Here is a 24,836-nt window from a genome sequence, read left to right on the forward strand (position 1 = left end):
GGCCGCGACCGTCGCGGCACCGGCGAGCCGAAGCTCCTGCGCGCCCCGGTCGTCGCCGCCCCCGCGGCCCGGGCGCCCCGCCCCTCCCCGGCCGCCATCGCGCGCGACGTGCCGCCCGGCGGGACGCTGTGGCTGCATGGCCTGCATGCCGTGGCCGCCGCGCTCGGCAATCCGCGCCGCCGGGTGAAGCGCCTGCTGCTGACGGTGGATGCCGAGGCGGCCCTGGCCGAGCACCTGCCGCGCCCCTGGCGGATCCCGGCCGAACGGGTCGAGCGCAACCGCTTCCAGACCTTCCTGGCCGAGGATACCATCCACCAGGGCGCCGCCCTGCTGTGCGAGCCGCTGACACCCCTGCCGCTGGAGCAGGCGCTGGCCGACCGCCCCGGCCCGGTGCTGGTGCTGGACCAGGTGACGGACCCGCGCAATGTCGGCGCCATCCTGCGCTCCGCCGCCGCCTTCGGGGCCGCCTGCGTGGTGATGCAGGACCGCCACGCGCCGCCCGAGACCGGCGCCCTGGCCCGCGCTGCCTCCGGCGCGCTGGAATTGGTGCCGATCGCGCGGGAGGTGAACCTCTCGCGCGCCATCGTCGCGCTGCAGCGCGCCGGCTGCTGGGTGCTGGGCCTGGCCGGCGAGGGCAAGCGCAGCCTGGCGGAGGCCGTGCCGCGCGACCGGCGCTGCGTGCTGGTGCTGGGCGCCGAGGATGCCGGGCTGCGCCGCCTGCAGCGGGAGACCTGCGACGAGCTGGTGCACCTGCCCATGGCGCCGGGGGTGGAAAGCCTGAACGTCGCCGCCGCTGCCGCCGTGGCGCTGTACGAGATCGCCCGCGCGGCGCCGGCCGAAGCTGAAGCCCCCGCGCAGGAGCAGGAGGAAGAGGAGACCCCGGAATGACCAGCCCCGCCGCCACCGCGATCCTGGCCGCGCGCCACGCCCGGCAGAACCTGGCGCCGCTCGGCGCCCTGGCGCCGGCCGATGCCGCCGGCGGCTATGCCGTGCAGCGGGAGGTGGCGCAGGCCATGGGCGCGCTGCCGCCCGCCGGCTTCAAGATCGGCGCCACCACCCGGCAGATGCAGGCCTATCTGGGCCTGTCCGGCCCTGCCGCAGGCTTCGTGCCGGCCGCCGGCCTGCACCGCACGCCGGCGCGGCTGCGATTCGCCGATTTCGTGGCACCCGGCGTGGAATGCGAGGTCGGGCTGCGCTTGGCCACCGACCTGCCCGCCGGCCCCTGCACCCAGGACCAGGCCCGCGCGGCGGTGGCGGAGGTCTTCGCCGCCATCGAGGTGGTGGAAAAGCGCTATGACGACCTGACCGCGCTGGGCACGCCGACGCTGATCGCCGACCAGGTGTTCCACGCCGCCGGCGTGCTGGGCGCCCCGGCGCCCGGCTGGCAGGCGCTGGACCTGGCGGCGACGCGCGGGCGGATGCAGGTGGCGGGCGCCCTGCGGGGCGAGGGCGTGGGCGCCGACCTGCTCGGCCACCCCTTCGCGGCGCTGGCCTGGCTGGCCGCTTCCCCGGCGGCCGAGGCCTTCGGCGGGCTGCGCGCCGGCCAGGTGGTCTTCCTCGGCTCGGTCACCCCGCCGATCTGGATCGAGGGCCCCTGCGCGGTGGTGGTGGAATTCGACACGCTCGGCCGGGTGGACCTGCACTTCACCTGAGCCAAGGCTGCACCGGGGTGAACCTGGCCGCTCAGGGCTTCACCATCTGGAAACCCGAGCGGGTGCATCCTGCGGCCGCCGCAGCCTGCCGCGCGGTGCTCCGCCAGAATGGCGCCCCTGCCACGGGACCGCCATGCGCATCGCCGACTGGAACACCCTGCCCGAGGACCTGCAGCTCGTGCTGTCGCGGGAGGCGCTGCGCCGCGCCGCGGAGACGCTGGCCGAGCACGCGGAACTGCTGGCCGAGGAGATGGAGCGCGGCACCCTGTCCGACCGCGGCGGCCCGGACGCGCTGCGGCTGTTCGCCGCCGTGGTCCGCGCCACCAATGACGACGCCTTCGGCCAGGTCGGCCATGCTTGAGCGGCGCGGCAGGGCGCGCTAGTGCTGGGCCAATCGCCGGGTTAGCACAGCGGTAGTGCAGCGGTTTTGTAAACCGAAGGTCGGGGGTTCGATCCCCTCACCCGGCACCACGATACCCCGGCCACCGCCTCATCCCCCGCCAGGCTGCGTCCGCGCCGCACCGATCGCCTGGCGGCAGCCCGACGGAAGCCGGTCCTGTCTCTCCCGCAGACAGGCGGCGCGGCGGCCCTCGCCGGACTGAACGCCGTTGCAGAGGCTGCGGAACTCGGCCCGGCAGGCCTGCGCCGCGGCGCGTTGCGCGCCGGCGGATTGCGCCAGAGCCGGGACAGGCGGCAGCAGCGCCGCCAGGATCAGGGCGGTGCGGAGGGGATGGGCCATGCGGCGGCCGCTCCTGTAGGGTGGTCCCCTGCCCACGTCGCCGTCCGGCAAAGTTTTCGTGCGCCGAATCGCGTCACCCGGGCGATGATTCCGCCGCCGCCGGCCGTAGGGGCTGCGATGCCCGATGCCGCTTCCACCGCCGCCATGACGCTCCGCCCTGCCCGTGCCGCCCCCGAGGCGGATCCGGCCGAGGCCACCCTCATGCGCGCCCTGCAGGATGGCGAGGAGGCCGCGCTGCGGCGGCTGGCCCAGCGGCATACCGGGCGCATCCTGCGCCTCGCCCAGCGCCTGCTGGGCAACCGGGCGGAGGCGGATGAGGTGGCGCAGGAGGTGCTGCTGCGGCTGTGGACCCATGCCGGGGAGTGGCGGGCGGAGCGCGGCTCGGTCGGCACCTGGCTGGCCACCATCGCCTATCGCCTCTGCCTGGACCGGCTGCGGCGGCGGCGGGAAGCGCCGATGGACCGGCTGCCGGATCGGCCGGATCCGGGCGCCGGCCCGCTGGAGATGCTGGGCGAGGCGGAGGAACGGGCGCTGGTGGCCGCCAGCGTGGCCCGGCTGCCGCCGCGGCAACGCGCCGCCATCGTTCTTTTCTACTACGAGGAGGCGAGCGGGGAGGCCGCGGCGGGCATCATGGGCCTGTCGCTGCGAGCCTTCTGGTCGCTGCTGCAGCGCGCCCGCCAGGGCGTGCAGGATTCGCTGGGGAGGCGGGAATGACGCTCGAACAGCTGCGCCTGCTGCTGCAGACGCAGGGTGGCCGGCCGGAGCGCTGGCCCACGGACCAGCGCCAGGCAGCGCAGGCGCTGATCCGGCAGGACCAGCGCGCCTGGCAGGCATGGGCAGCCGCAAGGCGGCTGGACACGCTGCTGGCGGAGGCCGGGGCGGCGGCACCCGATGCGGCGCGCGAACAGGCGGTGATCGCCGCGGCGCTGGCCCGCATCCGGGCCCTGCCGCGGGCGGAGGCGCGGCTCGACTGGCGCTGGCTGTTCAGCCGGCCGGTCGGCGCCAGCCTCGCCGCCATGCTGCTGCTCGGCTGGTTCGCCGGCGCCGAGCCACAGCCGGAGCCCGCGGCGGTGCCGGTCCTGGCGGTGCTGCTGGGCGACGTGGCGCTGGATACGGAGGCCCTGCGATGACCCAACCCCTCACCCCGGCGGCGCGGATGCTGCGGCGGCTGCTGCTCGCCTCGCTGGCGCTTAACCTGTTCCTGGGCGGCTTCCTGCTGGCCCGCACGCAGCACCGGCCGCCGACGCCGGCGGCCACCCTGGCCTGGCCCGACAGCGAAACCGCCGCCATGGCCGCCCTGCGCCGCCTGGCGGAGGTGCTGCCGGCGCAGGATGCGGCCGTGCTGCGCGAGGTGGCGCTGCGGCGATTGCCGGGCTTCCTGGCGGCGCGGACCGCATTCCTCGAGCGCGTCGCGACGGCACGGGCGGCCATGCAGCAGGAGCCCCTGGACGAGGCCCGGCTGGCCGCGGCGCTGGAGGCGATCGGCGCCGACCGCCTGCCCTTCGCCGAGCTGGCGCGGCAGGTGCTGCTGGAGGCCGTGCCGCTGCTGTCGCCGGAGGGCCGCCGGACCCTGGCGGCCTTCGAGCTGCGCCGGCCCTGATACTGGTCCCGGGCGTGCCGGCGGCAAGGCGGCGGGGCGGATCCGGGCTTGGCGCCCTGGCTGGCGCCCTGCTGCTGGCCGGCTGCGTGACCGGCGCGCCGGTCCCGCAGCCGGTGGCGACCAGCCTGATGCTGCCGGCCGACTGTGCCGACATCTATCGCGGGCTGCTGGACCTGGCGGCGCTGGCCAGGCGGCGCGGCCCGGAGACGGATCTGTTCGTCTTCGGCCTGGCCGAGTTGATGGACCGGCTGATGACCTGCCTGGAGGCCGAGGCCCCGCCCGGCTTCCCAAGGGGCGGCGAGTCGGGCGGGGCGCTGCGGACGGGCCATGGGGTCACCCTCCCGCCACCCCTCCCCACCGCGCCCCGCCACCGCCATCCCCGCGCGGGATGAGGTGGCGCGCCAGTGGGCGGAGGAACGGACCCAGCCGCCCGGCCTGAAGGCGACCCTCCCCCCATCCAACCCGCCACCCCGCCCGTTCGCGGGGATGGCGGCCGGAGAGGGCGAAGAATGCCGGGCCCTACAGGATGAAGTCGCTCGCCGTCAGCGCCGGCTGGCCGACCAGCAGCACCACCATCTCCGCCTCGCCGCCATCGCCGGCATCCAGCTGGATGGCCGTGCCGGTGGCGCCGAACAGGAGGCGGAGCGAGCCCTGGCCGCCGCCCAGGAAGGCGCCTTCGCCGACGAAGGCGAAGGCCTGGTCGCCCTCCGCCATCGCATTGGCGTCGATCGCGACGAAGCTGATCCTGTCGCCTTCCGCCACCGAGAAGTCGCGGATGCGGTCGGACTGGCCGCGCAGGCTTTCCTCGAAGCCGCCGAAGCTGAAGACGTCGGCGCCCGTGCCGCCGAGCAGCACATCGGCGCCGAGGCCACCGAAGAGGATGTCGTCGCCGGCCTGGCCGAGCAGGCGGTCGGCACCATCGCCGCCCTCGAGCAGGTCGTTGCCGGCGCCGCCCAGGATGACGTCCTCGTCGGCCAGGCCGAACAGGCGGTCATTCCCGGCATCGCCCAGGATCCGGTCCGCGCCGGCATCGCCGATCACCAGGTCGTCATCGGCGCCGCCCCACATCGTGTCGTTGCCCGCGCCGCCCATCAGGCTGTCGGCGCCGGCGTCGCCGACGATGCGGTCCTCGCCCTCGCCGCCATCCAGCAGATCGTTGCCGCCGCGGCCGAGCAGGCGGTCATCGCCGCCCAGCCCTTCCAGCCGGTCCGCGCCACCACGCCCGACCAGCCGGTCGGCACCCGCATCGCCTTCCAGCGCCAGCTGGCCGAGCGCAATCTCCACCACCAGCGGGTCGTGGTCGCTGGCCTGGTCGGCGAATTCGCTGTTCACATGCACCGCGTCGAAGCGGCTTTCGGCGACCAGGTTGCCGCTGACGAGGACATGGTCCAGCGACTGGCTGTTGCCCTCGAAATTGTAGGAGTAGCGCTCCAGCGCCGGCAGCGTCTCCGTCAGGTTCACCAGCGGGCCGGTGGGGCCGGCCAGGGCCTGCAGGGGCTCCTCGAACTCGAACTCGTTCAGGTCGCCCAGCAGCACGATGTTGGCGTTGGCGTCGGCCACCTGCAGGTCGCGCACGAAGTCGGCCAGCGCCTCCGCCTGCGCCTGGCGCTGCGCCTCGGAGCCGTTCAGCGGCGGCTGCACCGCACCGAACAGCGGCGTGCTGCCGCCCTTGGAGGAGAGGTGGTTGTTCACCACCGTCACCGTCTCGCCCTGGAAGACGAAGTCGGCCACCAGCGGCAGGCGCGTGTCGTAGAAGGGGGCGGAGGTGTCGGTCTGCTGCGCCACCGGGTCCGTCACCGTGCGCAGCGAGCCTTCCACCAGCGTCACCCGCGCCGGGTCGTACAGGAAGGCGGTGCGGATGTTGGCGCCGGGCTGGCCACCGCTGGTGCCGTTGCCGATGAAGGGGTTGTCGGCGAAGGCGTATTGCGGGCCGCCGGCTTCGACGATCGCATCGACCAGCGCCTGCAGCGTGGCGGCGGCGGAGACGAGGTCGCTGATCTCCGCGCCGTCGCCATCCTGCACCTCCTGCAGCGCGATGATGTCGGGCGTGTGCAGGTTGTCCACGATCTGCCGGGCGATGGCGTCGAACTGGCCGCGGCCCACATCGTCATCGACGTTGGAGCTGCTGCGGCCATTGACCAGGTTGATGTCCTCCACCTTCGGGTCGAGGTTCAGCACGTTGTAGGTGGCGATCGAGAGCTTCTCGCCCACGCCGACCAGCGCCGTGGTCTCGCGCGCCAGGCCGGCATCCTCGGCGACGCCATAGGCCTGGGTCGGCAGGACCTCGTAATTGCCGAAATTGTAGCTGACCACGCCGGTCACGTCGGTCAGGCGGTCGCCCACATCGGCCTCCGGCGTCGCCTGGTTGAACAGGCCGGTGTCGTCGTCGATCTGGATGCGTTCCGGATTGAAGTCGCCGCCGACCACGTTGGTCACGCCGGCGCCGCCGGTGCCGGGTTCGATGTTCAGCGTGCCGCGGTCGCTCAGGCCGGTGGCGTTCAGCCCGCCACCCGGCGCATCCACCACCGTGTAGATCTCACCAAAGCCGTTGGTCGCGCCCACCACCGTCGGCGCCTGCACGGTGACGCGCATCGCCTCGAGGCTCTCGAAGAAGTCGGTGCCATCCGTCGTCGGGTCGAAGCTGGCGAAGTTGTCGTCCTCGATCACCCCGGTCGGCGGCAGGCGGCCGTCCGGGCCGAGCAGGATGGCATCCGGCAGCGCATTGCCGGAGGAGGTCACCTGGGTGGCCGAGGCCTGGGTGGCGCTGATCTGCGTTGTGGAGAGGTTGCCCGTGGCGGCGCCGCCGGGGAAGAACTCGCTGACCGTGCCGCGCACCGTCACCGCATCGCCGACCGTCACGGCGGGTGCGCTGCTGGTGAAGACGAAGATGGCGTCGGAAGTGGCGATGCTGCCGTCGCCCGCCGCGTCCTGCAGGTAGTAGCCGTTGCTGTCCACCGCGGTGACGATGCCGCTGGTGCTGACGGTCTGGCCGAGGAAGCCGGAGCTGTGGCCGGCGCCCTGGATGTCGTAGATCGCGGTCAGCGGCAGCGCGTCCTGCACGGTCACCTCGACCACCACCGGATCGATGTCGTCATAATTGGCGTCGGCGGAGGTGACCGTCAGGGCGATGGCCAGGACCTCGCTGCCCTCGGGCAGCGAATCCTCGAGGGCGGTCACGTTGACCGTCCGGGGCAGGTTCCAGTTCTCGGTCGTGAAGACCAGCGTGGCGCTGTCCAGCGCGAGCTCGCCGACCGGCGCCGTCAGCATCACGGTCACTTCGGCGGTGGGCTGGGTCAGCAGCGCCAGGGTGAAGCTGCCGGCCGCGCCGCCCTCGGTCAGGGCCAGGGAATCGGCCGAAAGGTTGAAGCCGGGCTGCGATTCGCCACCGAAGCTCTGGCCGGGGTTGATGGCGCCGAAGCTGTTGCTGCCGGCGGTGGCGGCCCAGGTGAAGTCGGTGTCCACCGTGCCATTCCCGGTGAGTTGCAGCGCGGAGCCGACCGGGTCGCTGCCGCCCTGCAGCACGCCGATATCGGTGCTGGTCATGCCGGCCGCCGGGCCGTCGGTCGCGGTGAAGGAACCCTCGTAGCTCAGGAATTGCAGGACGTTGCCGTCGGGGTCGACCAGCGCGATGCCGTCCGGCGCGCCGTTCTGAAGGCCGTTCGCGGGGTAGGTCACGACCTGGGTGCCGAAGCCGCCGCCCTGGTCGGCCAGCACGCCGGACAGGCCGCCTTCGACCGCCGGCGTCGTGTAGACCGCGCCATTGTTGCCGTTGTAGCGCACGAGCGTGTAGCCGGTCAGATCGGTGCCGGCCGGGCCGACCACCTCGATCGCCTCACCGGTATCGGTGCCGTCATTGTCGTAGTGGATCTCGTTGATGAAGATGCCCGTGGCCATGGCGCAGTGTCTCCCGCAGGCCGGCGTGAGGTGCCCGGCCGGTCGCGGCGAGTTACCCGGGCGATGAGGGTAACGTCCTGTTAAGATTCCAAGGCAGGCCCATGTCGGCGGTGGCCCCGCAGGGCGTCCGGCGCGCGCGCCCGACGCCCTGCCGGATCAGATCTTCGTGTCCGGGCCGGCAGCGGCCCGGTATGCCCCGCGGCGGCAGCGTCGCTTCTCGATTACGCTTGCTGTAGGAGTCGTGCTTCGGCCAGCGGGCTTTGCGGCAAAGCCTCCTGTCCGGTCCATCTGAACCCCCGGCGCCGTCCCGCCCCTGCGGCAGGGTTGCCGGACCACGCTGGAATCCACGCGGATGACTGCTGATCGGGCTCAGGGCCCGGCCCTGCCCGCCGACACGGCGCCGCCCCCGATCACGCCCTCGATGCCGCCTGCCGGGCTGCGCCACTACCTGTTCGCCCTGGTCCTGGCGGTGCTGCTGCCAGCGGTGGCCTTCGGCGCCGTCGCCTCCTGGGAGGCGCTGCGCAGCCGCGACCGGGCGCTGGAGGGCCGGCTGGTGGACACGGCGCAGGCGCTGCGTTCCGCCATGGACAGCCGGATCGACGGCCAGCTCTCGGCGCTGGAGGTGCTGGGCGCGGCCGACAGCCTGCAGGACCCTGTGGACCTGCCGGGCTTCCGCCGGCTGTCCGCCCGCACCGCCGCAGCCTTCGGCGGCTGGGTGACGCTGATGGACACGGAGGGCCGCGTGCTGATGCACACCGGCCTGCCGGAAGGCGACAGCCTGCCCGGCCCGGGCGGCGCAACCGGCCAGGGCGGTGGCGGGCGGTGGGTGCGGCAGGTGGTGGAACAGCGCCGCCCGCTGGTCACCGATGCCGCGACCGGCCGCGTCTCCGGCCGCTTCGTCCCGGTGGTGCTGGCGCCCGTGCTGCGTGACGGCGTGGTCTGGCGCATCATCGGCATGCCGCTCGAGCCACAGCGCCTGTCGACGCTTCTGGCTGGCCAGGCGACCACCGGCGCCGGCGCCGCGGCGCTGACCGATGGGCAGGGCCTGATCGTCGCGCACTCCCGCAACCCGGCGCTGATCGGCCAGCAGCGGCCGCCGCGCAGCGATGCCGGCCCCTCCGGCCAGGCCGGCGTGCTGCGTGGCCGCAGCCTGGCGGATGGCCAGGCGATCCGGACCGCCTATGTCAGGCTGACGCGGGCTCCCGCCTGGATGGTCTGGGTGAACGAGCCGGAATCCACCTTCGCCGCGGCGCGCCGCGACATCCTGCTGGCGCTGGCCGGGGGCGCGCTGCTGGCGCTGGCCTTCGGGCTCGGCCTGGCCGGCGGCCTTGCGCGGCGCATCCTGCGCCCGGTGCAGGCGCTGGTGGACCACGCGGAAACCGTGGCCGTCATGGCCACCGGGCCCTTTCCCGCCGACGGTCCGGCGCCAGCCGCCACCAGCCTGCCGCCCGCCGAGCTGCGGGAATTCGAGCGGCTGCGCCGCGCCGTGGCGGCGGCCGAGGCGGCGCTGCGCCAAAGCCGCGACCAGTTCCGCCGGGTGCAGGAGATCGGCCGCGTCGGTGGCTTCCTGGTGGACCTGCGCAGCGGCGCCAACCAGCGCGCGCTCGACTACGTGGATCTCTACGGCGCCACCCCCGCGGCCGAGGAAGCGACGCACGAGGCCTGGCTGCAACGCCTGCACCCCGCGGACCGGGACCGCGCCGAACGCTATTTCCGCGCCGTGGTCGCCGATGGCCGGCCGGAGACGCATTACGGCCAGGAATACCGCATCCGCGATCCGGATGGCGCGATCCGCTGGATCGCCGCCCGCGCCGAGATCGAACGCGACAGTGCCGGCCGCGCCCTGCGCATGATCGGCGCCCATGTCGACATCACCGCCCTGAAGACCGCCGAGGCGGCGCTGCGCGACAGCGAGGAGATGCTGCGCCTGGCGCTGGAGGCGGCGGATCTCGGCGCCTGGGAGATCGACCTGCGGCATGGCCGCGCCCGGCGCACGGGGCGGACCTTGGAGATCTTCGGCGTCGGCAGCGAGGCGGAACTGGGCCGCTTCCCCGCCTGGCGCGACCGGGTGCACCCGGAGGATCTGGCGCGGCTGAACGCGGCGGTGGAGGAGGTGCGCTGCGGCCGTGCGGAACGCTACCAGGTCAGCTACCGCTTCCGCCGGCCGGATGGCCAGTTGCGCTGGGTGGAGAGCCATGGCCGCGCGGCGGAGCGCGACGCGGAAGGCCAGGCGGTGCGGCTGATCGGCACCACCCAGGACGTGACGGCGCGGCGCGAGGCGCAGGATCGCCAGGCGCTGCTGGCGCGGGAGGTGGACCACCGCGCCAAGAACGCGCTGGCCGTGGTGCAGGCGGCGCTGCGCCTGACGCCGCGCGCCGACCCCGCCGCTTTCGCCGCGACCATCGAGGGCCGCGTCACCGCGCTGGCCCGCGCCCATTCGCTGCTGGCGGAAGGCCGCTGGAGCGGGGCGGAGTTGCGGGCGGTGCTGGCCGGGGAACTGGCCACCTTCCTCGCCGCCCCGGGGCAGGGCGGCGCGCGCGCCACGCTGCAGGGCCCGGCGGTCGCGCTCTCCCCCGCCGCGGTGCAGGCGCTGTCCCTCGCCTTCCACGAGATGGCGACTAACGCCGCCAAATACGGCGCGCTGGCCCTGCCGGACGGCCATCTTGAGATCGCCTGGACGCTGGATGAGGCCGAGCGGCTGCTGCACATCGCCTGGACCGAGACCGGCCGCGTCGGGCAGGGCGGCGCGCCGCCGGCCACGGACGCCAGCGCGCCTCCGGCCACGGACGCCAGCGCGCCTCCGGCCACGGACGCCAGCGCGCCTCCGGCCACGGACGCCAGCGCGCCTCCGGCCACGGACCCCAGCGCGCCGCCGGCCACGGACGCCAGCGCGCCTCCGGCCATGCACGCCAGCGCGCCTCCGGCGCGACGCGGCTTCGGCTCCCAGCTCATCGAAGCAACCATCCTGCGCCAGCTCGGCGGGCGGCTGGAGCAGGGTTGGACGGCGGAGGGGCTGCGCTGGCAGGCCTGGCTGCCGCTGGCGCGCATCCTGCCGGAAGGCTTCGGCGACGACACGCCCGACTGAGGCGGCCGGGCGGTCTTGTCAGGGCGGCGCGGCTGACCCGCGCGGCGCCGGTCCGGTCAGCCGGCGGCGGCCCGCCGGCTTGGCATGGCCTGCGGGCCGGGCAGGTCGATCTCGATCGCCAGCGTCGACATGTCGCCGCCACGGTCGAGCGAGACATTCACCTTGCCCGGGTCGATGGCGACATATTTCGCCACCACGGCGACGATTTCCATCTGCAGCTTGGGCAGGAAATCCTCCCGCGTCCGGCCGATGCGCTCATGCGCAAGGACGATCTGCAGCCGTTCCTTGGCATTGGCGGCCGTCGGCGGCTCCGGCTTGCGGGCCTTGAAAAGATCGGCGAGCCAGCTCATGCCGCCCTCCCCCCGAACAGGCGGGAGAACAGGCCCTTTTTCGTCGGCTCCAGGAAGCGGTGCTCGATCTTGTCGCCGAGGAAACGGCCCACCGCGTCCTTGTAGGCCTGCCCTGCCACGCTCTCCGCATCCATGATGACCGGGTTGCCGGTGTTGGACGCCTTCAGCACGCTTTCGCTTTCCGGGATCACGCCGAGCAGCGGGATGGCCAGGATCTCCCGGATGTCCTCCAGCTTCAGCATCTCCCCGCGCTCCACCCGGGCCGGGTCGTAGCGGGTGACCAGCAGGTGCTCGCGCACCGGCTCCCGCTTCTCCTCCGCCCGCTTGGACTTGGATTGCAGCACGCCCAGGATGCGGTCGCTGTCACGCACCGAGGAGACTTCCGGGTTGGTCACGACGATCGCCTGGTCGGCGAAGTACAGCGCCAGCAGCGCGCCCTTCTCGATGCCGGCGGGGCTGTCGCAGACGATGAAGTCATGGTCCTTGGACAGTTCCTCGATGATCTTGCCGACGCCTTCCTTGGTCAGCGCATCCTTGTCGCGGGTCTGGCTGGCGGGCAGGATCGACAGGGTCTCGACACGCTTGTCCTTGATCAGCGCCTGGTTCAGCCGCGCCTCGCCGCTGATGACATTGACGATGTCGAACACCACGCGGCGCTCCACCCCCATGATGAGGTCGAGGTTGCGCAGGCCGACGTCGAAGTCGATCACCACGGTCTTCTTGCCGCGCTGCGCCAGGCCGGTGGCGATGGCCGCCGAGGAGGTGGTCTTGCCGACGCCCCCCTTGCCCGATGTGACGACGATGATTTCCGCCATGCTGACCCCCTGAAACCGGCGCCGCCCCGCCAGGCGCGCGCCGTCATCCGTTTTCAAACGACCCGGATCGGCTCAGCCGACGGGGTCGAACCGCATATGCTCGCCGACCAGCCGCGCCTGCACGGTCTTGCCGATCGGTGCCTCCCCCAGCCCTTCCCGCACGGCGTAATAGCCGGCGATGGAAACCAGCTCGGGGTCGAAATGCAGCGCGAAGACGCGCGCCGCGGCATTGTCCTGGCCGCCGGCGATCGCCCGGCCCAGCAGCCTGCCATAGACATGGATGTTGCCGTCCGCGATCACCTCCGCGCCACGGTTCACCGTGCCGACGATGATCAGGTCGGTGCCCTGCGCCCAGATGCGCTGGCCGGCGCGCACCGGCTGGTCCACCACCATCGCCGCCGGCATCGCGGCAACCGGGGCGGCCGGGGGGGGCGGCGCGGGCTGCGGCGGCGAGGGTTGCGCCGCCAGCGCCACATCCTCCTCCCGCCCGCCACCGGCCAGGCGCAGCGGCGGCAGGCCGGCGCCGACCGCGGCGTTGCGCATTTCCGGCGTGCCGCCGGTGGTGCCGATCGGCACGATCTCGATCGCGCGCAGGCCCTGTACCAGCCCGGCGAAGTCCACATCCTCCGGCCGCGCCGGGATGTCGTCCAGGCCGATCACCACCGGGGCGAAGCGCAGGAAGCCGGGGGCGCGGCGGAACTGGTCGCCAAGCGCCGGCACCAGCGCCTCCACCCGATGGTCGAGCAGCCGCATCACCAGCAGGTTGAAATTCGCCCCCCGCAGGCGGAAGGGCTCAAGGCGCGGGGCGGGGTGGCTGGACGCGGCGGACATCGCGATGGGAGTTTTCCCGGGGGCTGGGGGCGGCGTGATCGTGCTCTATACCGGCCGGCCGGCAAGGCGCGAAGCCTTCTCGCGCAGGCATGACGCATTGCAGGCGCTTGCGCGGCGTTCCTGCAATGCGATCTCAGCAGCGAATCGGGCGCCGCCGCGCGGGTGCGGCTGCGGGGCTAGCCGCGCAACCCCAGCTCCCGCACCAGCCCACCCCATTTCGCCACCTCCGACGCCAGGTGGCGGGCAGCCGCTTCGGGCGAATTGTCGGTGTAGGCGTCGACGCCGGCATCGGCCAGCCGCTTCAGCGTCGCCGGATCCTTCAGCGCCGCGGCGGCGGCGTCCGAGATGGCACGGATCGGCGCGGCGGGGGTGCCGGCCGGCGCATACATCGCCTGCCAGGCGGCGGCGTCGTAGCCGGGCACCCCGGCCTCCGCGATGGTGGGCAGCTGCGGCAGCAGGGTGGAGAGTTCGGCGCTGGTCACTGCCAGGCCGCGCACGCGGTTATCCGCCATCAGCGGCGCCAGCAGGGTCTGGCTGTCGATCATGAAGTCGATCCGCCCCGCGGTCAGGTCCGCCACCGCCGCCGGCGTGCCGCGATAGGGCACCACGGTGAAGCCGGCGCCCGTCGATTTCCGCAGCAATTCCGCTGCGAGGTGGGAGGAGGCGCCGATGCCGGCGGTGCCGAAATTCGCCTCCCCGTTGCGGGATTTCAGCCAGGCGATGAAGCCCGGCAGGTCCGTCACCGGGATGGCGGGATGCACCGCGGCGACGAAGGGCTGGCGGGTGCACAGCGCGATCGGCGCGTAGCTCGCCACCGGGTCGAACTGGAAGCTGGCATACAGCGCCTTCATGGCGGCATGGCCGACACTGCCGACCAGGATGGTGTTGCCGTCCGGCGCGGCGCGGGCCACGGTGGAGGCGCCGATGGTGCTGCCGGCGCCACCCTGGTTCTCCACCACCATCGGCCGGCCGAGCGTCTGGGACATGGGCTCGGCCAGGATGCGGGTGACGACATCGGTCAGCCCGCCCGCGCCGAAGGGCACCACCACCCGCAGCGGGCGGGACTGCGCGAAGGCGGTGGCGGACAGCAGCAGCGCCGGGGCGGCGAGAAGGTGGCGGCGCGAGAGGCGCATGGCGGGTCCCTTTTCCTGGACGTGAGGCTGTTGTCACATGCGCGCCCCAACCCCGGAGACATGCGCGTGACCCCGCTGACCTTGCAAGAGCCGTTCCGCGCCGTCTTCTACACCCCCTTCTACGCCGCCCTCGCCCGTGGCGACTTCGCCCGGCAGGGGGTGGAGGTGCGGCTGATCACGGTGGGGGAGCCGGACCGGGCGGTGGCCAACCTGTTGTCCGGCGCGGCAGATCTGGCCTGGTCGGGCCCGATGCGGGTGATCCGCGACCATGCGGCGGACCCCGCCAGCCCGCTGGTCAGCTTCGGTGGGGTGGTGATGCGCGACCCCTTCCTGTTGGTGGGGCGTGGGATGCGGCCGGGATTCAAGTTGCCCGATCTGGCGGCACTTCGCCTCGGCGTGGTCAGCGAGGTGCCGACGCCCTGGTGGTGCCTGCAGCAGGACCTGCTCGGCCTGGGCCTGGACCCGGCACGGCTGGCGGTGCGCGAAGGGGCGACGATGGCGGCGAACATGGCGGCGATGCTGGCCGGCGAGATCGACGTGGCGCAGTTGTTCGAGCCCTTCGCCAGCCAGGCCGTGGCGGCCGGCGGCGCCATCTGGCACGCCCAGGCCAGCCGCGGCCCGACTTCCTACACCGCCTTCTACGCCACGCGCGCCCTGCTGGCGGACAAGCGCCCGGCCATGCTCGGCATGGTGCGCGGCCTGGCCGCCATGCAGGCCTGGCTGCACGCGACGCCGGCGGAAGGCGTGGCCGCGGTGGTGGCCGACCATTTCCCCGACCTCGACCGCGGCGTGCTGGCCACCGCCATCGGCCGCTATCTGGACCTCGGCATCTGGGCGCGGGACCCGGTGTTTCCGCAGGCGGCCTTCGAGGCGCTGGAAGGCGCCATGGCCGGCGTCGGCGCCATCCCCCGCCGCCCGGGCTTCGCCGCCTGCGTCGACACCGCGGTGGTCGCGGAGGCGCTGGCATGAGCAAGACCCTGCCAACCCGCGCCGAGTACCGGTTCTTCCTGCCCATACCGACCCGCTGGATGGACAACGACATCTACGGGCACATCAACAACGTCACCTACTATTCCTATTTCGACACGGTGGTGGCGCGCTTCCTGCTGGGTGCGGGCGCGATCAACCTGGTGGACAGCCCGGTGATCGGCGTGGTGGTGGAAACCCTCTGCCGCTTCCATGCCCCCATGGCCTTCCCCGACGAGGTGACGGCCGGCCTGCGGGTGGAGCGGCTGGGCAACACCTCCATCCGCTACGGCATCGGCCTGTTCCGCGGCGCGGCGGAGGTGGTGAGCGCGGAGGGGCATTTCGTGCATGTCTATGTGGACCGCGCGACGCAGCGCCAGCCGACGCCGCTGCCGCCAGCGCTGCGCGAGGCCGCCGCGCGCCTGATCGTGGCGGCGTAGGGTTCGACAACCGATAGTTGCAGGCCCGCGGTCAACCCTGTTAGCTTTTCCACACGGAAGGGAGGAAGGGCGGCGCATGAGCATCACCAGCCCACCGGCTGGGGCCCTGCAGACCGGCTGGCGCCTGGCGTCGCCGGAGGCCGCGCCGGAGCCGATCCTCGGCCTCCGCCTGCTGCGCTACGAGGCGGAAGGCCGGCCGGGCGCGCTGCCGGCGATCACCGGCCTGCGGTTGCAGGCCGTGGGCGTGCCGGAGGCGACCATGGTCGAGGATCTGCGCGCCGGCCTGACCTGCCTGGTGGACCTGCCGCCCGGCCCGCGCCGCATCCTGGTGACGGACCCGGCGCGCCGCTTCCTGCCCGCGGCCCTGACCGTGGTGGTGCCGCCGCGCTTCCCGCCCCGCCCGACGCTGGGCGGCGCGGGGAACACGGCGCCCAGGCCAGCCCCCCCGCCTCGCCTCACCCTGCGCCTCCGCCCCTCCCCCAGCCGCGCCGTCCCCGCCGGGATGACCGCCGTCATCGGCACGCTGCGCGATGCGGCCGGCCGCACGGTGGCGCTCGGCCGGCTCGATTGCGGCTCCGTGATGGAGGGGCGGCCGGTGCGCATCGTCACCTGGACCGATGCCGAGGGTCGCTTCGCCCTGCTGCTGCCCGGCGAGGCACCACGCCTGGACCAGCCGCCGCCACCGCCCCGGCCCCGCCTGCTGGAGGTGGCCCTGCCGGTGCCCGGCCTGGCCGCGGCGCTGGCCGCGGATTTCCTGGCCGCGCTGCCGGACGACCTGGATGGGATGGAGCCGGTGCGCCAGGAAGGCCTGTTCCACCCGGCCGCGTTCCGCCCTCTGGATGCCGATGGCCAGCCCGCGGAAACGCCCGCCGGCACCCTGCCCATCCGCCCCGGCCGCACCATCCGCTGGGACCTCCTCGCCGGCTGAGCCGGCCCGGCGGAAGGGGCATTGACGGAAGGGCAACGCTGCACGCATTCCGGGTTCCAGCTACGCAAGGGAATCCCGGCATGACCAGGCTGACGCGGCTCGCGATCCTCGACGACTTCCAGGGCGTCGCCCTGCAGATGGGCCCCTGGGACCGGCTGCCGCCGGGCCTGACGATCGAGGTGTTCCGCGACGCGGTGGCGGACCAGGACGCGCTGGTGGCGCGGCTGCTGCCCTTCGACGCCATCCTCGGCATCCGCGAACGCACCCCCTTCCCCGCCAGCCTGCTGCAGCGCCTGCCGAACCTGAAGCTGCTGATGACGACTGGCGAGCGCAACCGCGCCTTCGACGTCGCCGCCGCCAATGCCCAGGGTGTCACCGTCTGCGGCACGCCCTCCGCCGGCGCGCCCACCGTGGACATCACCTGGGGCCTGATCCTCGGCCTGCTGCGCGACCTGCCGGCGCAGATGGCCAGCCTGCGCGCCGGCACCTGGCAGGCGCATGGCGCGCCGAACAGTGTCGGCACGGCGGCCGAGGGGCTGACGCTTGGCATCCTCGGCCTCGGCAAGCTCGGCACGCGGGTCGCCAGGGTGGGCCAGGCCTTCGGCATGAAGACCATCGCCTGGAGCCAGAACCTGACCGCCGAGGCCGCCGCCGCCGTCGGCGTGACGCGGGTGGAGAAGGCGGCGCTGTTCGCGCAGGCGGATGTGGTGACGCTGCACATGATCCTGTCCGACCGTTCCCGCGGCATCGTCGGCGCGGCGGAACTGGGCGCCATGAAGCCCAGCGCCTGCATCGTGAATACCAGCCGCGGCCCGCTGATCGACCAGCCGGCACTGATCGCAGCGCTGACCGAAGGGCGCATCGCCGGCGCCGGCCTCGATGTGTTCGACCGGGAGCCGCTGCCGCTGGACCACCCGCTGATGGCCTGCCCGAACACGCTGCTGACGCCGCATCTGGGCTATGTCTCCCGCCAGAATTTCTCGGCCTACTTCCATGGCGCGGTGGAGACCATCGAGGCCTATCTCGCGGGCGCGCCGATCCGCCTCCTGACGCCATGAGCGCGCTGCCGGCTTTCTGGGCCGCGGCCAGCCAGGCCGAGCGCGACGCTGCCTACAACAATGCCGAGGCGGTGGCGGACAGCACGGCGCTGATCGCGGAGCGGGACGCGCTGGCCGGCGCCTTCCGCGCCGCGCATCCGGCGCATCTCGACCTCGCCTATGGCCCCGGCGAGCGCGAGGCCTGGGACCTGTTCCCCGGCCGCGATCCCGCGGCGCCCTGCCTGGTGTTCATCCATGGCGGCTATTGGCAGCGCAACCAGCGGGAGAATTTCTCGCACCTGGCGGAGGGGGCGCTGGCGATGGGCTGGTCCGTCGCCTTCAACGGCTACACGCTGGCGCCGGCCGCCTCCCTGACGCAGATCGCCTGGCAGATCCACCGCGCACTGGACTGGCTTTCGGCGGAGGGCGCGGCACAGGGCATCGGCGGGCCGCTGGTGGCCTCCGGCTGGTCCGCGGGCGGGCATCTGACGGCGCTGGCGCTGGAGCATCCGGCGGTGACGGCGGGGCTGGCGATCTCCGGCATCTTCGAGCTGGCGCCGATCCGCGACACCTACCTGAACGCGGCGCTGCATCTGACGGAGGCGGAGATCGCGGAACTGTCGCCGATGCGCCGGCCGGTGGTGCACAAGCCGTTGGCCATCGCCTACGGCACCGCGGAACTGCCGGAGCTGGTGCGGCAGAGCCGCGATTTCCACGCGCTGCGCAGCGCCGCCCATGCGCCGGGGCCGCTGGTGCCGATCCCGGGCGCCGACCATTTCCGCGTGCTGGAGGCGCTGCGCCAGCCCGGTGGGACGCTGCTGCGGCTGGCGGAGACCTTGCTGCGCTGAGGCGGGGCTTCGCCCCCACCCGGACCCTTCCCCGCCCTGCGGGGAAGGTGGGGTGGGGGCAATGGCGCCCCCTCACACCGGCGCGTTGTTCCCCAGGTAGCGCGCCGCGCCCGCCGCGAGCACCTCGACGCACTTCGCGAGGTCCTCGTCCTTCGTGTCCTCCGCCCAATGGTGGCTGATGCCGGCGATGGAGGGGGAGAACAGCATGGCGGCGGGCATGACCTTCGCCATGTACTGCGCATCGTGCCCGGCACCGCTCGGCATGTGGCGCCACCCGCCAGGCGCGAGGTCTTCCGCCGCCGCGGCCAGCGCTGCCTGCATCGCCTGGTCGCAGAGTGCGGGCTTGGACAGGCTCATCGCCTCCAGCGTCACGCTGCAGCGCTCGCGGCGGTTGGCCTCCTGCACGCAGGCACGCAGGCAGGCCTCCATGCGGTGCAGGACCGGCTCCTCCACGTCGCGGAACTGGAACAGCACCTCGGCCTTGCCGGGGATGATGGAGGCCGCGCCGGGGTCGAGCGCGATGCGGCCGCAGGTCCAGGTGCTGCGCGGGCCGCAGGCCATGGGCATGCGCTCATCCAGCATCGCCAGCAGCCGCACCGCCGTCAGCCCGGCATCGCGGCGCTCCGCCATGGTGGTGCCGCCGGCATGGTCCTGCATGCCTTCGATGGTGATGCGCCACTGCCAGATGGCGACGATGCCGGTGACGACGCCCACCTGCTGGCCCGCCGATTCCAGCTGCGTTCCCTGCTCGATATGCAATTCGAGAAAACCCTTGTGGCGGCCGGGCTCCCGCTGGATGCGCGGCAGCCCCTCCAGCCCCGCCTCGCGCAGCGCCTGGCGCAGCGGCTTGCCGTGGTAGCGGTTCGACAGGCGGTCGATCTCCTCCTCGGACAATTCGCCGATGAAGCTACGGCTGCCGATGAAGCCACCATAGTGGCCCTCCTCATCGGCGAAGGCGATGACATCCACCGGCAGGCCGCTGCGCGCCAGCGCCACGCCAGCCATCACGCCCAGCGCGCCATCCAGCCAGCCGGCCTGGTTCTGGCTTTCGATATGGCTGCCCACCAGCAGCTTCGGCCCCGCGCCGGGGTGACGTCCGATGACGTTGCCAATGCCGTCCATGCTGGGCTCCAGCCCGCATTCGGCCATGCGCGCCATCAGCCAGCGGCGGCTTTCCATGTCCTCCGGCGAATAGGTCGGGCGATGCACGCCGGTCTTGTAGGCGCCGATCTTGCGCAGTTCGTGCAGGTCCTGGAGGAAGCGGGCGGTGTCCACCTGCGGCATGGGAAAGACCCTGGCTGTTGCGGCGACATGGTGGATCAGCGTGGCGGGAGGCGTCCAGGGCCGCGCCGTCAGCCGGCTTCGGGCAGGGCCGAAGGTCCACGCAGCGTCAGCCAGCTTTGCACGTCAAGGCCGGTGAGGTCGGCGAAGCGCCGCAGGTCGTCGCGGAACACCGGCTGCAGCCGCTCCACCATCCCGGCGGTCAGGCGCGAAGGGTAGTCGCGCTTCGGCCGCGGATTGCGGATTGCGGGCGGCGTCAGGATCGCGTCGATCTCCAGGAAATCGGTCACCCGCCGCAGCGTCGCCAGCGGCTGCGTGCGCAGCTCCGCCTGGCTGAGGAACAGAAGCTGCTCACGCGGGAAATGCGCCAGCAGCCGCTCCACCTGCCCGGCATAGAGACCGCGCGCCTGGTAGGTGACAACGCGGCGCTGGTCGTCGAGCGGCGCCGCCGCCGCCAGGCGCGCCGGCTCGGCCTCGATCGCCGCGGGAAAGTCGAGCAACTCCGCCTGGCGCGCATACTCCCAGCACCAATGCGAGAAGCAGCGTTCGATCGGATCACGAAACAGGTAGATCTGGCGCAGCGCCGGGCTGTAGGCGCGCATCCGGGCGATGCTGGGCGGCCAGAAGATGTAGATTGGCGTCGCCTCCAGCCACAGCCCAGGGCGGTCGGGAAATTCGGCGTGGTAGGCGGCGTAGTCCGGCGCCGACCAGTCGACACCCTGCTCGCGGTCGAAGTAGTGCACTTCCTTGGTGCGGGCCGGCGCCATTCCACGATGCGCACGCAATGCATGGAAAAGGGCAGAGGTGGCAGATTTCTGCACCCCGCCAATGACGGCCTGAACCCGCCGCCCGCCTAGTTCTGCCGCCACGGACTCTCCCGCCAGATTCGTGCATAGGTCGCGTTCTCATCCTGCACGAAGCGCGTCATCGTCGCGCGGTCCATGTGCCGGAGGATCAGATAGTCGCGATCGGTCAGCGCCTTGAAGGCCGGGTCCTGCGCGGTCCGGCGTACCGCATCCTCCCAGCGCTGCAGCATCGGTGCCGGGGTTGCGGCCGGCAGGGCGAAGCCGCGGGCGGAGCCGGCCTCCAGCTTCCAGCCGGCCTCCCCCGTGGTGGGGAGGTCCGGCGCGCGGTCCCAGCGGCTTTCGGACATCAGCGCCAGCACGCGCAGGGCGCCCTGGATATGCGCGCGCACGGTCAGGCTGACGGTGGAGATGGATCCCGCGACATGGCCGCCCTGGACCAGTTGCATCGCCTGCCCCGCGCCCGGCGTCGGCACCCAGGTGAAGCGCACGCCGGCGGCGCGTTCCAGCTGCATCAGCGCCAGATGCGGGGCGCTGCCCACACCGGCGCCGGCCATGGTGACATGCTCCGGCTGCGCGCGCGCCGCGGCGATGAGGTCGGGAAGCGACTTGTAGGGCGAATTGGGCCCGACGAAGATGGTGTAGGGCTCGTCCGTCAGCAGGCCGACATAGGCGAAGCTGTCCACGGTATAGCGCGGCCGGTTGTCGTACAGCGCGGTGACCAGCGCGGGGAAGGACACCAGCGCGGCGGTGCGGCCATCCGGCGCGGCGGCCGCGACGTCGTTCAGCATGATCATCCCGCCGGCGCCCGGCCGGTTCACGACGATGATCTGCTGCCCGCCGAGATACTTCTCCAGGAACGGCGCGGCCATGCGCGCGGCGAGGTCGATGTTCCCGCCAGGGGCGAAGCCGACCATGAGCTGGATGGGCCGGTCCTGCGCCACGGCCGGCCGCAGCAGGGCCGGCAGGGCGAGGCCGCTGGCGAGAAGGGTGCGACGCCTGAGCATGGGGCAAGCCTCCGCGAAGGGGAGGTTCAGCTTAACATCGGCACGCCGCCGCAACGCAAGAAGGAAGGTTGCAGGCGGGGCGCGCTCTGCTAGCCTAATGTCTGGACAATCGCGGAGCCCGCCGGATGCTGCGCTTCAGCAACTTCCTGTTCCCCGAAAGCCGCGACCCCGATCGCGACGCGGAAGCCATCCGGGAAGCGATGGACGAGGCCCTGCTGTGCGAGGAGCTGGGCTTCGAGGTCGTGTGGCTCGCCGAGCACCACTTCGACGGCAACTGCGCCTATGTGGACCCGGTGACCTTCGCCGCCGCGATCCTGTCGGCGACGAAGCGCATCAAGGTGGGCTTCGCGGTGGCGCAGGTCTCACTGCACCATCCGACACGGCTGGCGGAGCAGATGGCACTGCTGGACAACCTCTCGCGCGGCCGCGTCATCGTCGGGCTCGGCCGCGGCACCGCGTATAACGTCTACGAATACCAGGGCTACGGCATTCCGGCGGAGGAAGCGCTGGAACGCTACGAGGAAGCCGAGGGCATCATGCTCAAGGCCTGGACCAGCCCCGAAGGCATGACGCATGAAGGGAAGTTCTGGACACTGAACATCCCGCGGCTGCGGCCGACGCCCTTCACCCGGCCGCATCCCTATGTGATCCGCGCCGCCTCCTCGGAAGCCGGCGCGCTGCACCTGGCGCGGCGCGGCCTGCCCTTCCTGATGAACGTGCAGTCCATGGAAACCACGGCGCAGCGCATCCTGCAGTACCGCGCGACCATGGCGGAAGCCGGCTTCGGCGCGGCGGAGGTGCAGGCCCGGCTTGATGAAAGCTGGTGCTGGCGCAACATCTTCGTGGCCGAGACGGATGCGGAGGCGGAGCGCATCGCGGTGCCGAACTTCCTGGCGATGCAGGAACAGCGCAAGGCGCTGCGGGAGCGGATCTACCGCGAGCAGGGCATCATCATGAAGAAGGAGACTGCGCCGCCGGCGCGCGTGGATCCGGCGAAGGCGCTGATCGCCGGGTCGCCCGCCACGGTCGCGGCACGAATGGCCGAGATCGAGGCGACAGGCATCGGCGGCGTCATCGGCAGTTTCCGGCTCGGCCCGATGCCGGCGGACCTTGCCGCGCGCTCGCTGCGCCTGTTCATGCAGGAGGTGGCGCCGCGCTTCGCCGCGACGGCGCCGGCGATGGCGGCGGAGTAGCCCTCAGCCCGCTGCCGCGGCCTTTCCAACGGCGTCCGCATCCATCCAGAACACCTCCCAGATGTGTCCATCGGGATGCTCGATGCTGCGTCCTTGCAGGAAGCCGAGATCCTGCTGCGGCGTCGGGTCCCTCGCGGCGCCGGCGCTGGCCACCAGATCGTCCACCGCCGCGCGGTCGTCGGCGGAAAGCGCGTTCGTCACCTCGCAGGATCGATGTGCATCCGCGATGCGCTTGCGGGTGAACTGGGCGATTCTGGCACGGGTCAGCAGCATGACGTGGATGGTCTCGGAGAGGATCATGCAGGCGGCGGTGGCATCGCTGAACTGCGGATTCCGGCGCGCGCCGATCCCCTTGTAGAAGGCGATCAGGTCGAGGACGGGCAGGTTGACGAAGATCAGCCGGGGTCTGGTGGGTGGCCCTGAGGCACACCCGAAACCTAACCGTCTGGTTGATCGAAGCACCCCCCCGCCGCATCAAGGCGCCGAGACGCTCAGGTTGTCAGCCCGCCATCCACCACCACGGTCTGCCCAGTGACCATGGCGGCGCCGGCCAGCAGGAAGACGATCACCTCGGCCAAATCCTCCGGCGTGCAGCGGCGCTTCAGCAGTGCGCCCTCGATGGAGGCGCGGCGCTGTTCCGGGGTCCACTCGATCATCCAGGTGCTGTCGACGGCGCCAGGCGCCACGGCATTCACCCGCACCTCCGGCGCCAGTCCCCGCGCCAGGTTCTTCGTCAGCGAGATCACCCCGGCCTTGGTGGCGCCATAGGCCATGGAAGACCCGGCGGAGTTGATCCCGGCGATGGACGCGATGTTGACCATGGCGCCCCCTGCCGCGCGCAGCGCCGGCCCGGCGGCCTTGGCGCAGCGGAAGACGCCGCGCAGGTTCACCGCCAGCACCGTTTCCCACAGTTCCTCCGTCAGCCGGTCGAATTCATGCGGCGCGATGGCGGTGGGGGTGCCGGGCGTGCCGGCATTGTTCACCAGGTAGTCCAGCCGGCCCAGATCGGCCACCGCCTGGTCCACCATGCGCGCCGCATCGGCGGCATCGGCGACATTGCCCGGCGCGGGCAGGATGCGCGCATTCGTCTCGCCCTGCAGCCGGGCCACGGCATCCGGCCCGCGGGTATCGCCGGCGAGAAAATTGATGGCGACGTCGCAGCCGCTGCGCGCCAGCAGCGTCGCGGTGGCCAGCCCGATGCCGGACGCCCCGCCGGTCACCAGCGCGGCCTTGCCGCGCAGATCATAGGTGATCATGCCTCCCTCCCCTGCCCGGCCATGGTGCCGATCTGGCGCAGCGCGCGCTTCAGCGCCAGCAGGCGACGGTCGCGCGCCTCCAGCACCGCGGCCGTCTCGCCCGGCCAGTCGTAGAAGCCGGCGCCGGCCATCACGCCGGTGCGGCCGGCGGCGACCAGCGCGTCCACCGCCTCGCACTGCCCGCGCACCGGCGGCGGCGCATACATGCGGTTGGCGAGGCTCGCCTGGGTGAAGGCCAGGCCGGTGAAGTCGGCCTTGGCCAGCACGCCCAGGATGGGCAGGCGCAGGGCGATGCCCTCGATGATCGCGGTGTCGATTTCCTCCGCCGTCGCCACGCCATCGTCCAGCAGCTTCTGGACCTCCATCGCGATGGCGGATTGCACGCGGTTGGCGATGTAGCCGGGCACGAATTTGCGCATCACCACCGGGCGCTTGCCCATGGCGCGGCAGAATGCGGCGGCGAAGTCCACCACCGCCGGGTCGCATTGCGGGCCGCCGACGATGTCCACCAGATCCACCAGATAGGGCGGCGTGTACCAGTGCATGATGACGGCGCGGTCCTGCCGCCGCGCCGGGATCAGCGGGAAGGGATCGAGGTAGCTGGTGTTGCTGGCCAGGATGGCCGCCGGCGGCGCCAGCCGGTCCACCTCCGCGAACAGGGCGCGCTTGGCCTCCGGGTTCTCGCTGATCGCCTCCAGCACCAGGTCGGCCTCCTCCACCGCCTCGGCCAGCACCGGCAGGCGGGTGACGGCCTGGTGCAGCCATTCGGCATCGGCCTCCCGCGGCGCCTCCCCGGCCACGACCAGTGTTTCAAGGGCGGTCTGCATCAGGCCACCGGCCTTCTCCAGCGTCGCCATGCTGCTGTCGGTCAGGCGCACCTCATGCCCGCCGAGGGCGAACACCAGGGCCAGCGCATGCCCCATGGTTCCCGCCCCGATCACCGCCACCTTGATGCCCATCGAACGCTCCTGCCCAGGG

The 24,836-nt window shown here is 72.6% G+C and carries 26 protein-coding genes and 1 tRNA gene; 15 read left to right on the forward strand and 12 right to left on the reverse strand.

All coding sequences use genetic code 11. The features are described 5' to 3' along the window. Nucleotides 1-36: 36 nt before the first annotated feature. From rlmB to HEQ75_RS18595, 4 genes are all read left to right on the forward strand, one after another. Nucleotides 37-888 (forward strand): 23S rRNA (guanosine(2251)-2'-O)-methyltransferase RlmB, encoded by an 852-nt coding sequence (rlmB, locus tag HEQ75_RS18580; protein ID WP_168033577.1) that lies wholly within the window; start codon nt 37-39, stop codon nt 886-888. After that, entirely contained in the window at nt 885-1,652 is a 768-nt protein-coding gene (locus HEQ75_RS18585; RefSeq protein ID WP_168033457.1) for a 2-keto-4-pentenoate hydratase, read from the forward strand. The genes rlmB and HEQ75_RS18585 overlap by 4 nt, the downstream gene beginning before the upstream one ends. A 133-nt stretch (nt 1,653-1,785) precedes the next feature. After that, nucleotides 1,786-2,013 (forward strand): GH3 auxin-responsive promoter family protein, encoded by a 228-nt coding sequence (locus tag HEQ75_RS18590; RefSeq protein WP_168033459.1) that lies wholly within the window; start codon nt 1,786-1,788, stop codon nt 2,011-2,013. A 35-nt stretch (nt 2,014-2,048) separates the two neighbouring features. Further along, a tRNA-Thr gene (locus tag HEQ75_RS18595) sits at nt 2,049-2,123 on the forward strand. 19 nt (nt 2,124-2,142) lie between these two features. Here the strand turns inward: HEQ75_RS18595 and HEQ75_RS18600 are convergent. After that, nucleotides 2,143-2,391, reverse strand: a complete 249-nt coding sequence (locus HEQ75_RS18600; protein WP_168033461.1) for a hypothetical protein — start codon at nt 2,389-2,391, stop codon at nt 2,143-2,145. A gap of 144 nt (nt 2,392-2,535) precedes the next feature. Here HEQ75_RS18600 and HEQ75_RS18605 point away from each other — a divergent pair, with 144 nt between their 5' ends. From HEQ75_RS18605 to HEQ75_RS18620, 4 genes are all read left to right on the forward strand, one after another. Further along, nucleotides 2,536-3,105 carry a sigma-70 family RNA polymerase sigma factor gene (locus HEQ75_RS18605; protein ID WP_168033463.1) on the forward strand — a complete coding sequence of 190 codons (570 nt, stop codon included), beginning with the start codon at nt 2,536-2,538 and terminating at the stop codon, nt 3,103-3,105. Then, a complete protein-coding gene (locus tag HEQ75_RS18610) occupies nt 3,102-3,521 on the forward strand; it encodes a hypothetical protein (protein ID WP_168033465.1) in 420 nt (139 codons plus the stop codon). The genes HEQ75_RS18605 and HEQ75_RS18610 overlap by 4 nt, the downstream gene beginning before the upstream one ends. Further along, nucleotides 3,518-3,991 (forward strand): periplasmic heavy metal sensor, encoded by a 474-nt coding sequence (locus tag HEQ75_RS18615; RefSeq protein ID WP_168033467.1) that lies wholly within the window; start codon nt 3,518-3,520, stop codon nt 3,989-3,991. The genes HEQ75_RS18610 and HEQ75_RS18615 overlap by 4 nt, the downstream gene beginning before the upstream one ends. An 86-nt stretch (nt 3,992-4,077) precedes the next feature. Beyond that, nucleotides 4,078-4,383 carry a hypothetical protein gene (locus tag HEQ75_RS18620; RefSeq protein ID WP_168033469.1) on the forward strand — a complete coding sequence of 102 codons (306 nt, stop codon included), beginning with the start codon at nt 4,078-4,080 and terminating at the stop codon, nt 4,381-4,383. Nucleotides 4,384-4,510: 127 nt separating this feature from the next. Here HEQ75_RS18620 and HEQ75_RS18625 read toward each other — a convergent pair whose 3' ends face one another. Continuing rightward, nucleotides 4,511-7,885, reverse strand: coding sequence for a M10 family metallopeptidase C-terminal domain-containing protein (locus HEQ75_RS18625; RefSeq protein WP_168033471.1), 3,375 nt, complete (start codon nt 7,883-7,885; stop codon nt 4,511-4,513). A gap of 352 nt (nt 7,886-8,237) precedes the next feature. On the opposite strand from HEQ75_RS18625, the gene HEQ75_RS18630 reads away from it, so the two are divergent. Beyond that, nucleotides 8,238-10,970, forward strand: coding sequence for a PAS domain-containing protein (locus HEQ75_RS18630; RefSeq protein ID WP_168033473.1), 2,733 nt, complete (start codon nt 8,238-8,240; stop codon nt 10,968-10,970). A 56-nt stretch (nt 10,971-11,026) separates the two neighbouring features. Here the strand turns inward: HEQ75_RS18630 and minE are convergent, their stop codons facing one another. From minE to HEQ75_RS18650, 4 genes are all read right to left on the reverse strand, one after another. Next, nucleotides 11,027-11,320, reverse strand: a complete 294-nt coding sequence (gene minE / locus HEQ75_RS18635) for a cell division topological specificity factor MinE (RefSeq protein ID WP_168033475.1) — start codon at nt 11,318-11,320, stop codon at nt 11,027-11,029. Continuing rightward, nucleotides 11,317-12,135, reverse strand: a complete 819-nt coding sequence (minD, locus tag HEQ75_RS18640) for a septum site-determining protein MinD (protein ID WP_168033477.1) — start codon at nt 12,133-12,135, stop codon at nt 11,317-11,319. Before minD ends, minE begins: the two co-directional genes overlap by 4 nt. Before the next feature lie 72 nt (nt 12,136-12,207). Then, nucleotides 12,208-12,966 carry a septum site-determining protein MinC gene (minC, locus tag HEQ75_RS18645; protein ID WP_168033479.1) on the reverse strand — a complete coding sequence of 253 codons (759 nt, stop codon included), beginning with the start codon at nt 12,964-12,966 and terminating at the stop codon, nt 12,208-12,210. A 176-nt stretch (nt 12,967-13,142) separates the two neighbouring features. Further along, the gene (locus HEQ75_RS18650) at nt 13,143-14,099 is read right to left on the reverse strand and encodes a Bug family tripartite tricarboxylate transporter substrate binding protein (protein ID WP_168033481.1); all 957 of its coding nucleotides are present in this window, start codon (nt 14,097-14,099) and stop codon (nt 13,143-13,145) included. Nucleotides 14,100-14,165: 66 nt separating this feature from the next. Between HEQ75_RS18650 and HEQ75_RS18655 the strand changes: the two genes are divergently transcribed. The 5 genes from HEQ75_RS18655 (at nt 14,166) to HEQ75_RS18675 (ending at nt 18,318) form a co-directional block, all read left to right on the forward strand. Beyond that, the gene (locus HEQ75_RS18655; RefSeq protein WP_168033483.1) at nt 14,166-15,068 is read left to right on the forward strand and encodes an ABC transporter substrate-binding protein; all 903 of its coding nucleotides are present in this window, start codon (nt 14,166-14,168) and stop codon (nt 15,066-15,068) included. After that, nucleotides 15,065-15,505: an acyl-CoA thioesterase gene (locus tag HEQ75_RS18660; protein ID WP_168033485.1), complete on the forward strand. Its 441-nt coding sequence runs from the start codon at nt 15,065-15,067 to the stop codon at nt 15,503-15,505. Before HEQ75_RS18655 ends, HEQ75_RS18660 begins: the two co-directional genes overlap by 4 nt. 76 nt (nt 15,506-15,581) lie before the next feature. Continuing rightward, the gene (locus HEQ75_RS18665) at nt 15,582-16,433 is read left to right on the forward strand and encodes a hypothetical protein (RefSeq protein WP_168033487.1); all 852 of its coding nucleotides are present in this window, start codon (nt 15,582-15,584) and stop codon (nt 16,431-16,433) included. 80 nt (nt 16,434-16,513) lie between these two features. After that, entirely contained in the window at nt 16,514-17,491 is a 978-nt protein-coding gene (locus HEQ75_RS18670; RefSeq protein ID WP_168033489.1) for a D-2-hydroxyacid dehydrogenase family protein, read from the forward strand. After that, nucleotides 17,488-18,318, forward strand: coding sequence for an alpha/beta hydrolase (locus HEQ75_RS18675; protein WP_168033491.1), 831 nt, complete (start codon nt 17,488-17,490; stop codon nt 18,316-18,318). The genes HEQ75_RS18670 and HEQ75_RS18675 overlap by 4 nt, the downstream gene beginning before the upstream one ends. 72 nt (nt 18,319-18,390) lie before the next feature. Here the strand turns inward: HEQ75_RS18675 and HEQ75_RS18680 are convergent, their stop codons facing one another. The 3 genes from HEQ75_RS18680 to HEQ75_RS18690 all read right to left on the reverse strand — a co-directional run bounded on the left by HEQ75_RS18680 (nt 18,391) and on the right by HEQ75_RS18690 (nt 21,409). Continuing rightward, nucleotides 18,391-19,602: a Zn-dependent hydrolase gene (locus HEQ75_RS18680; RefSeq protein WP_168033493.1), complete on the reverse strand. Its 1,212-nt coding sequence runs from the start codon at nt 19,600-19,602 to the stop codon at nt 18,391-18,393. A 68-nt stretch (nt 19,603-19,670) separates the two neighbouring features. Next, on the reverse strand, nt 19,671-20,468 hold the full coding sequence (locus tag HEQ75_RS18685; RefSeq protein WP_328734370.1) for a sulfotransferase domain-containing protein: 798 nt from the start codon (nt 20,466-20,468) through the stop codon (nt 19,671-19,673). Then, nucleotides 20,453-21,409: a Bug family tripartite tricarboxylate transporter substrate binding protein gene (locus HEQ75_RS18690; protein ID WP_168033497.1), complete on the reverse strand. Its 957-nt coding sequence runs from the start codon at nt 21,407-21,409 to the stop codon at nt 20,453-20,455. Before HEQ75_RS18690 ends, HEQ75_RS18685 begins: the two co-directional genes overlap by 16 nt. 125 nt (nt 21,410-21,534) lie before the next feature. Here HEQ75_RS18690 and HEQ75_RS18695 point away from each other — a divergent pair, with 125 nt between their 5' ends. Beyond that, nucleotides 21,535-22,602 (forward strand): LLM class flavin-dependent oxidoreductase, encoded by a 1,068-nt coding sequence (locus HEQ75_RS18695; RefSeq protein WP_168033500.1) that lies wholly within the window; start codon nt 21,535-21,537, stop codon nt 22,600-22,602. 3 nt (nt 22,603-22,605) lie between these two features. On the opposite strand, the gene HEQ75_RS18700 is transcribed toward HEQ75_RS18695, so the two are convergent. The 3 genes from HEQ75_RS18700 to HEQ75_RS18710 are packed head-to-tail and all read right to left on the reverse strand — an operon-like array spanning nt 22,606 to nt 24,817. After that, a complete protein-coding gene (locus HEQ75_RS18700) occupies nt 22,606-23,064 on the reverse strand; it encodes a VOC family protein (protein WP_168033502.1) in 459 nt (152 codons plus the stop codon). A gap of 29 nt (nt 23,065-23,093) precedes the next feature. Next, complete coding sequence (locus HEQ75_RS18705; RefSeq protein ID WP_168033504.1) at nt 23,094-23,858, reverse strand: SDR family NAD(P)-dependent oxidoreductase; 765 nt, start codon at nt 23,856-23,858, stop codon at nt 23,094-23,096. Continuing rightward, entirely contained in the window at nt 23,855-24,817 is a 963-nt protein-coding gene (locus tag HEQ75_RS18710; RefSeq protein ID WP_168033506.1) for a 3-hydroxyacyl-CoA dehydrogenase family protein, read from the reverse strand. Before HEQ75_RS18710 ends, HEQ75_RS18705 begins: the two co-directional genes overlap by 4 nt. Nucleotides 24,818-24,836 lie beyond the last annotated feature (19 nt).

The organism is Falsiroseomonas selenitidurans (genome assembly GCF_012103215.1).
Taxonomy (GTDB): Bacteria; Pseudomonadota; Alphaproteobacteria; order Acetobacterales; family Acetobacteraceae; genus Falsiroseomonas; species Falsiroseomonas selenitidurans.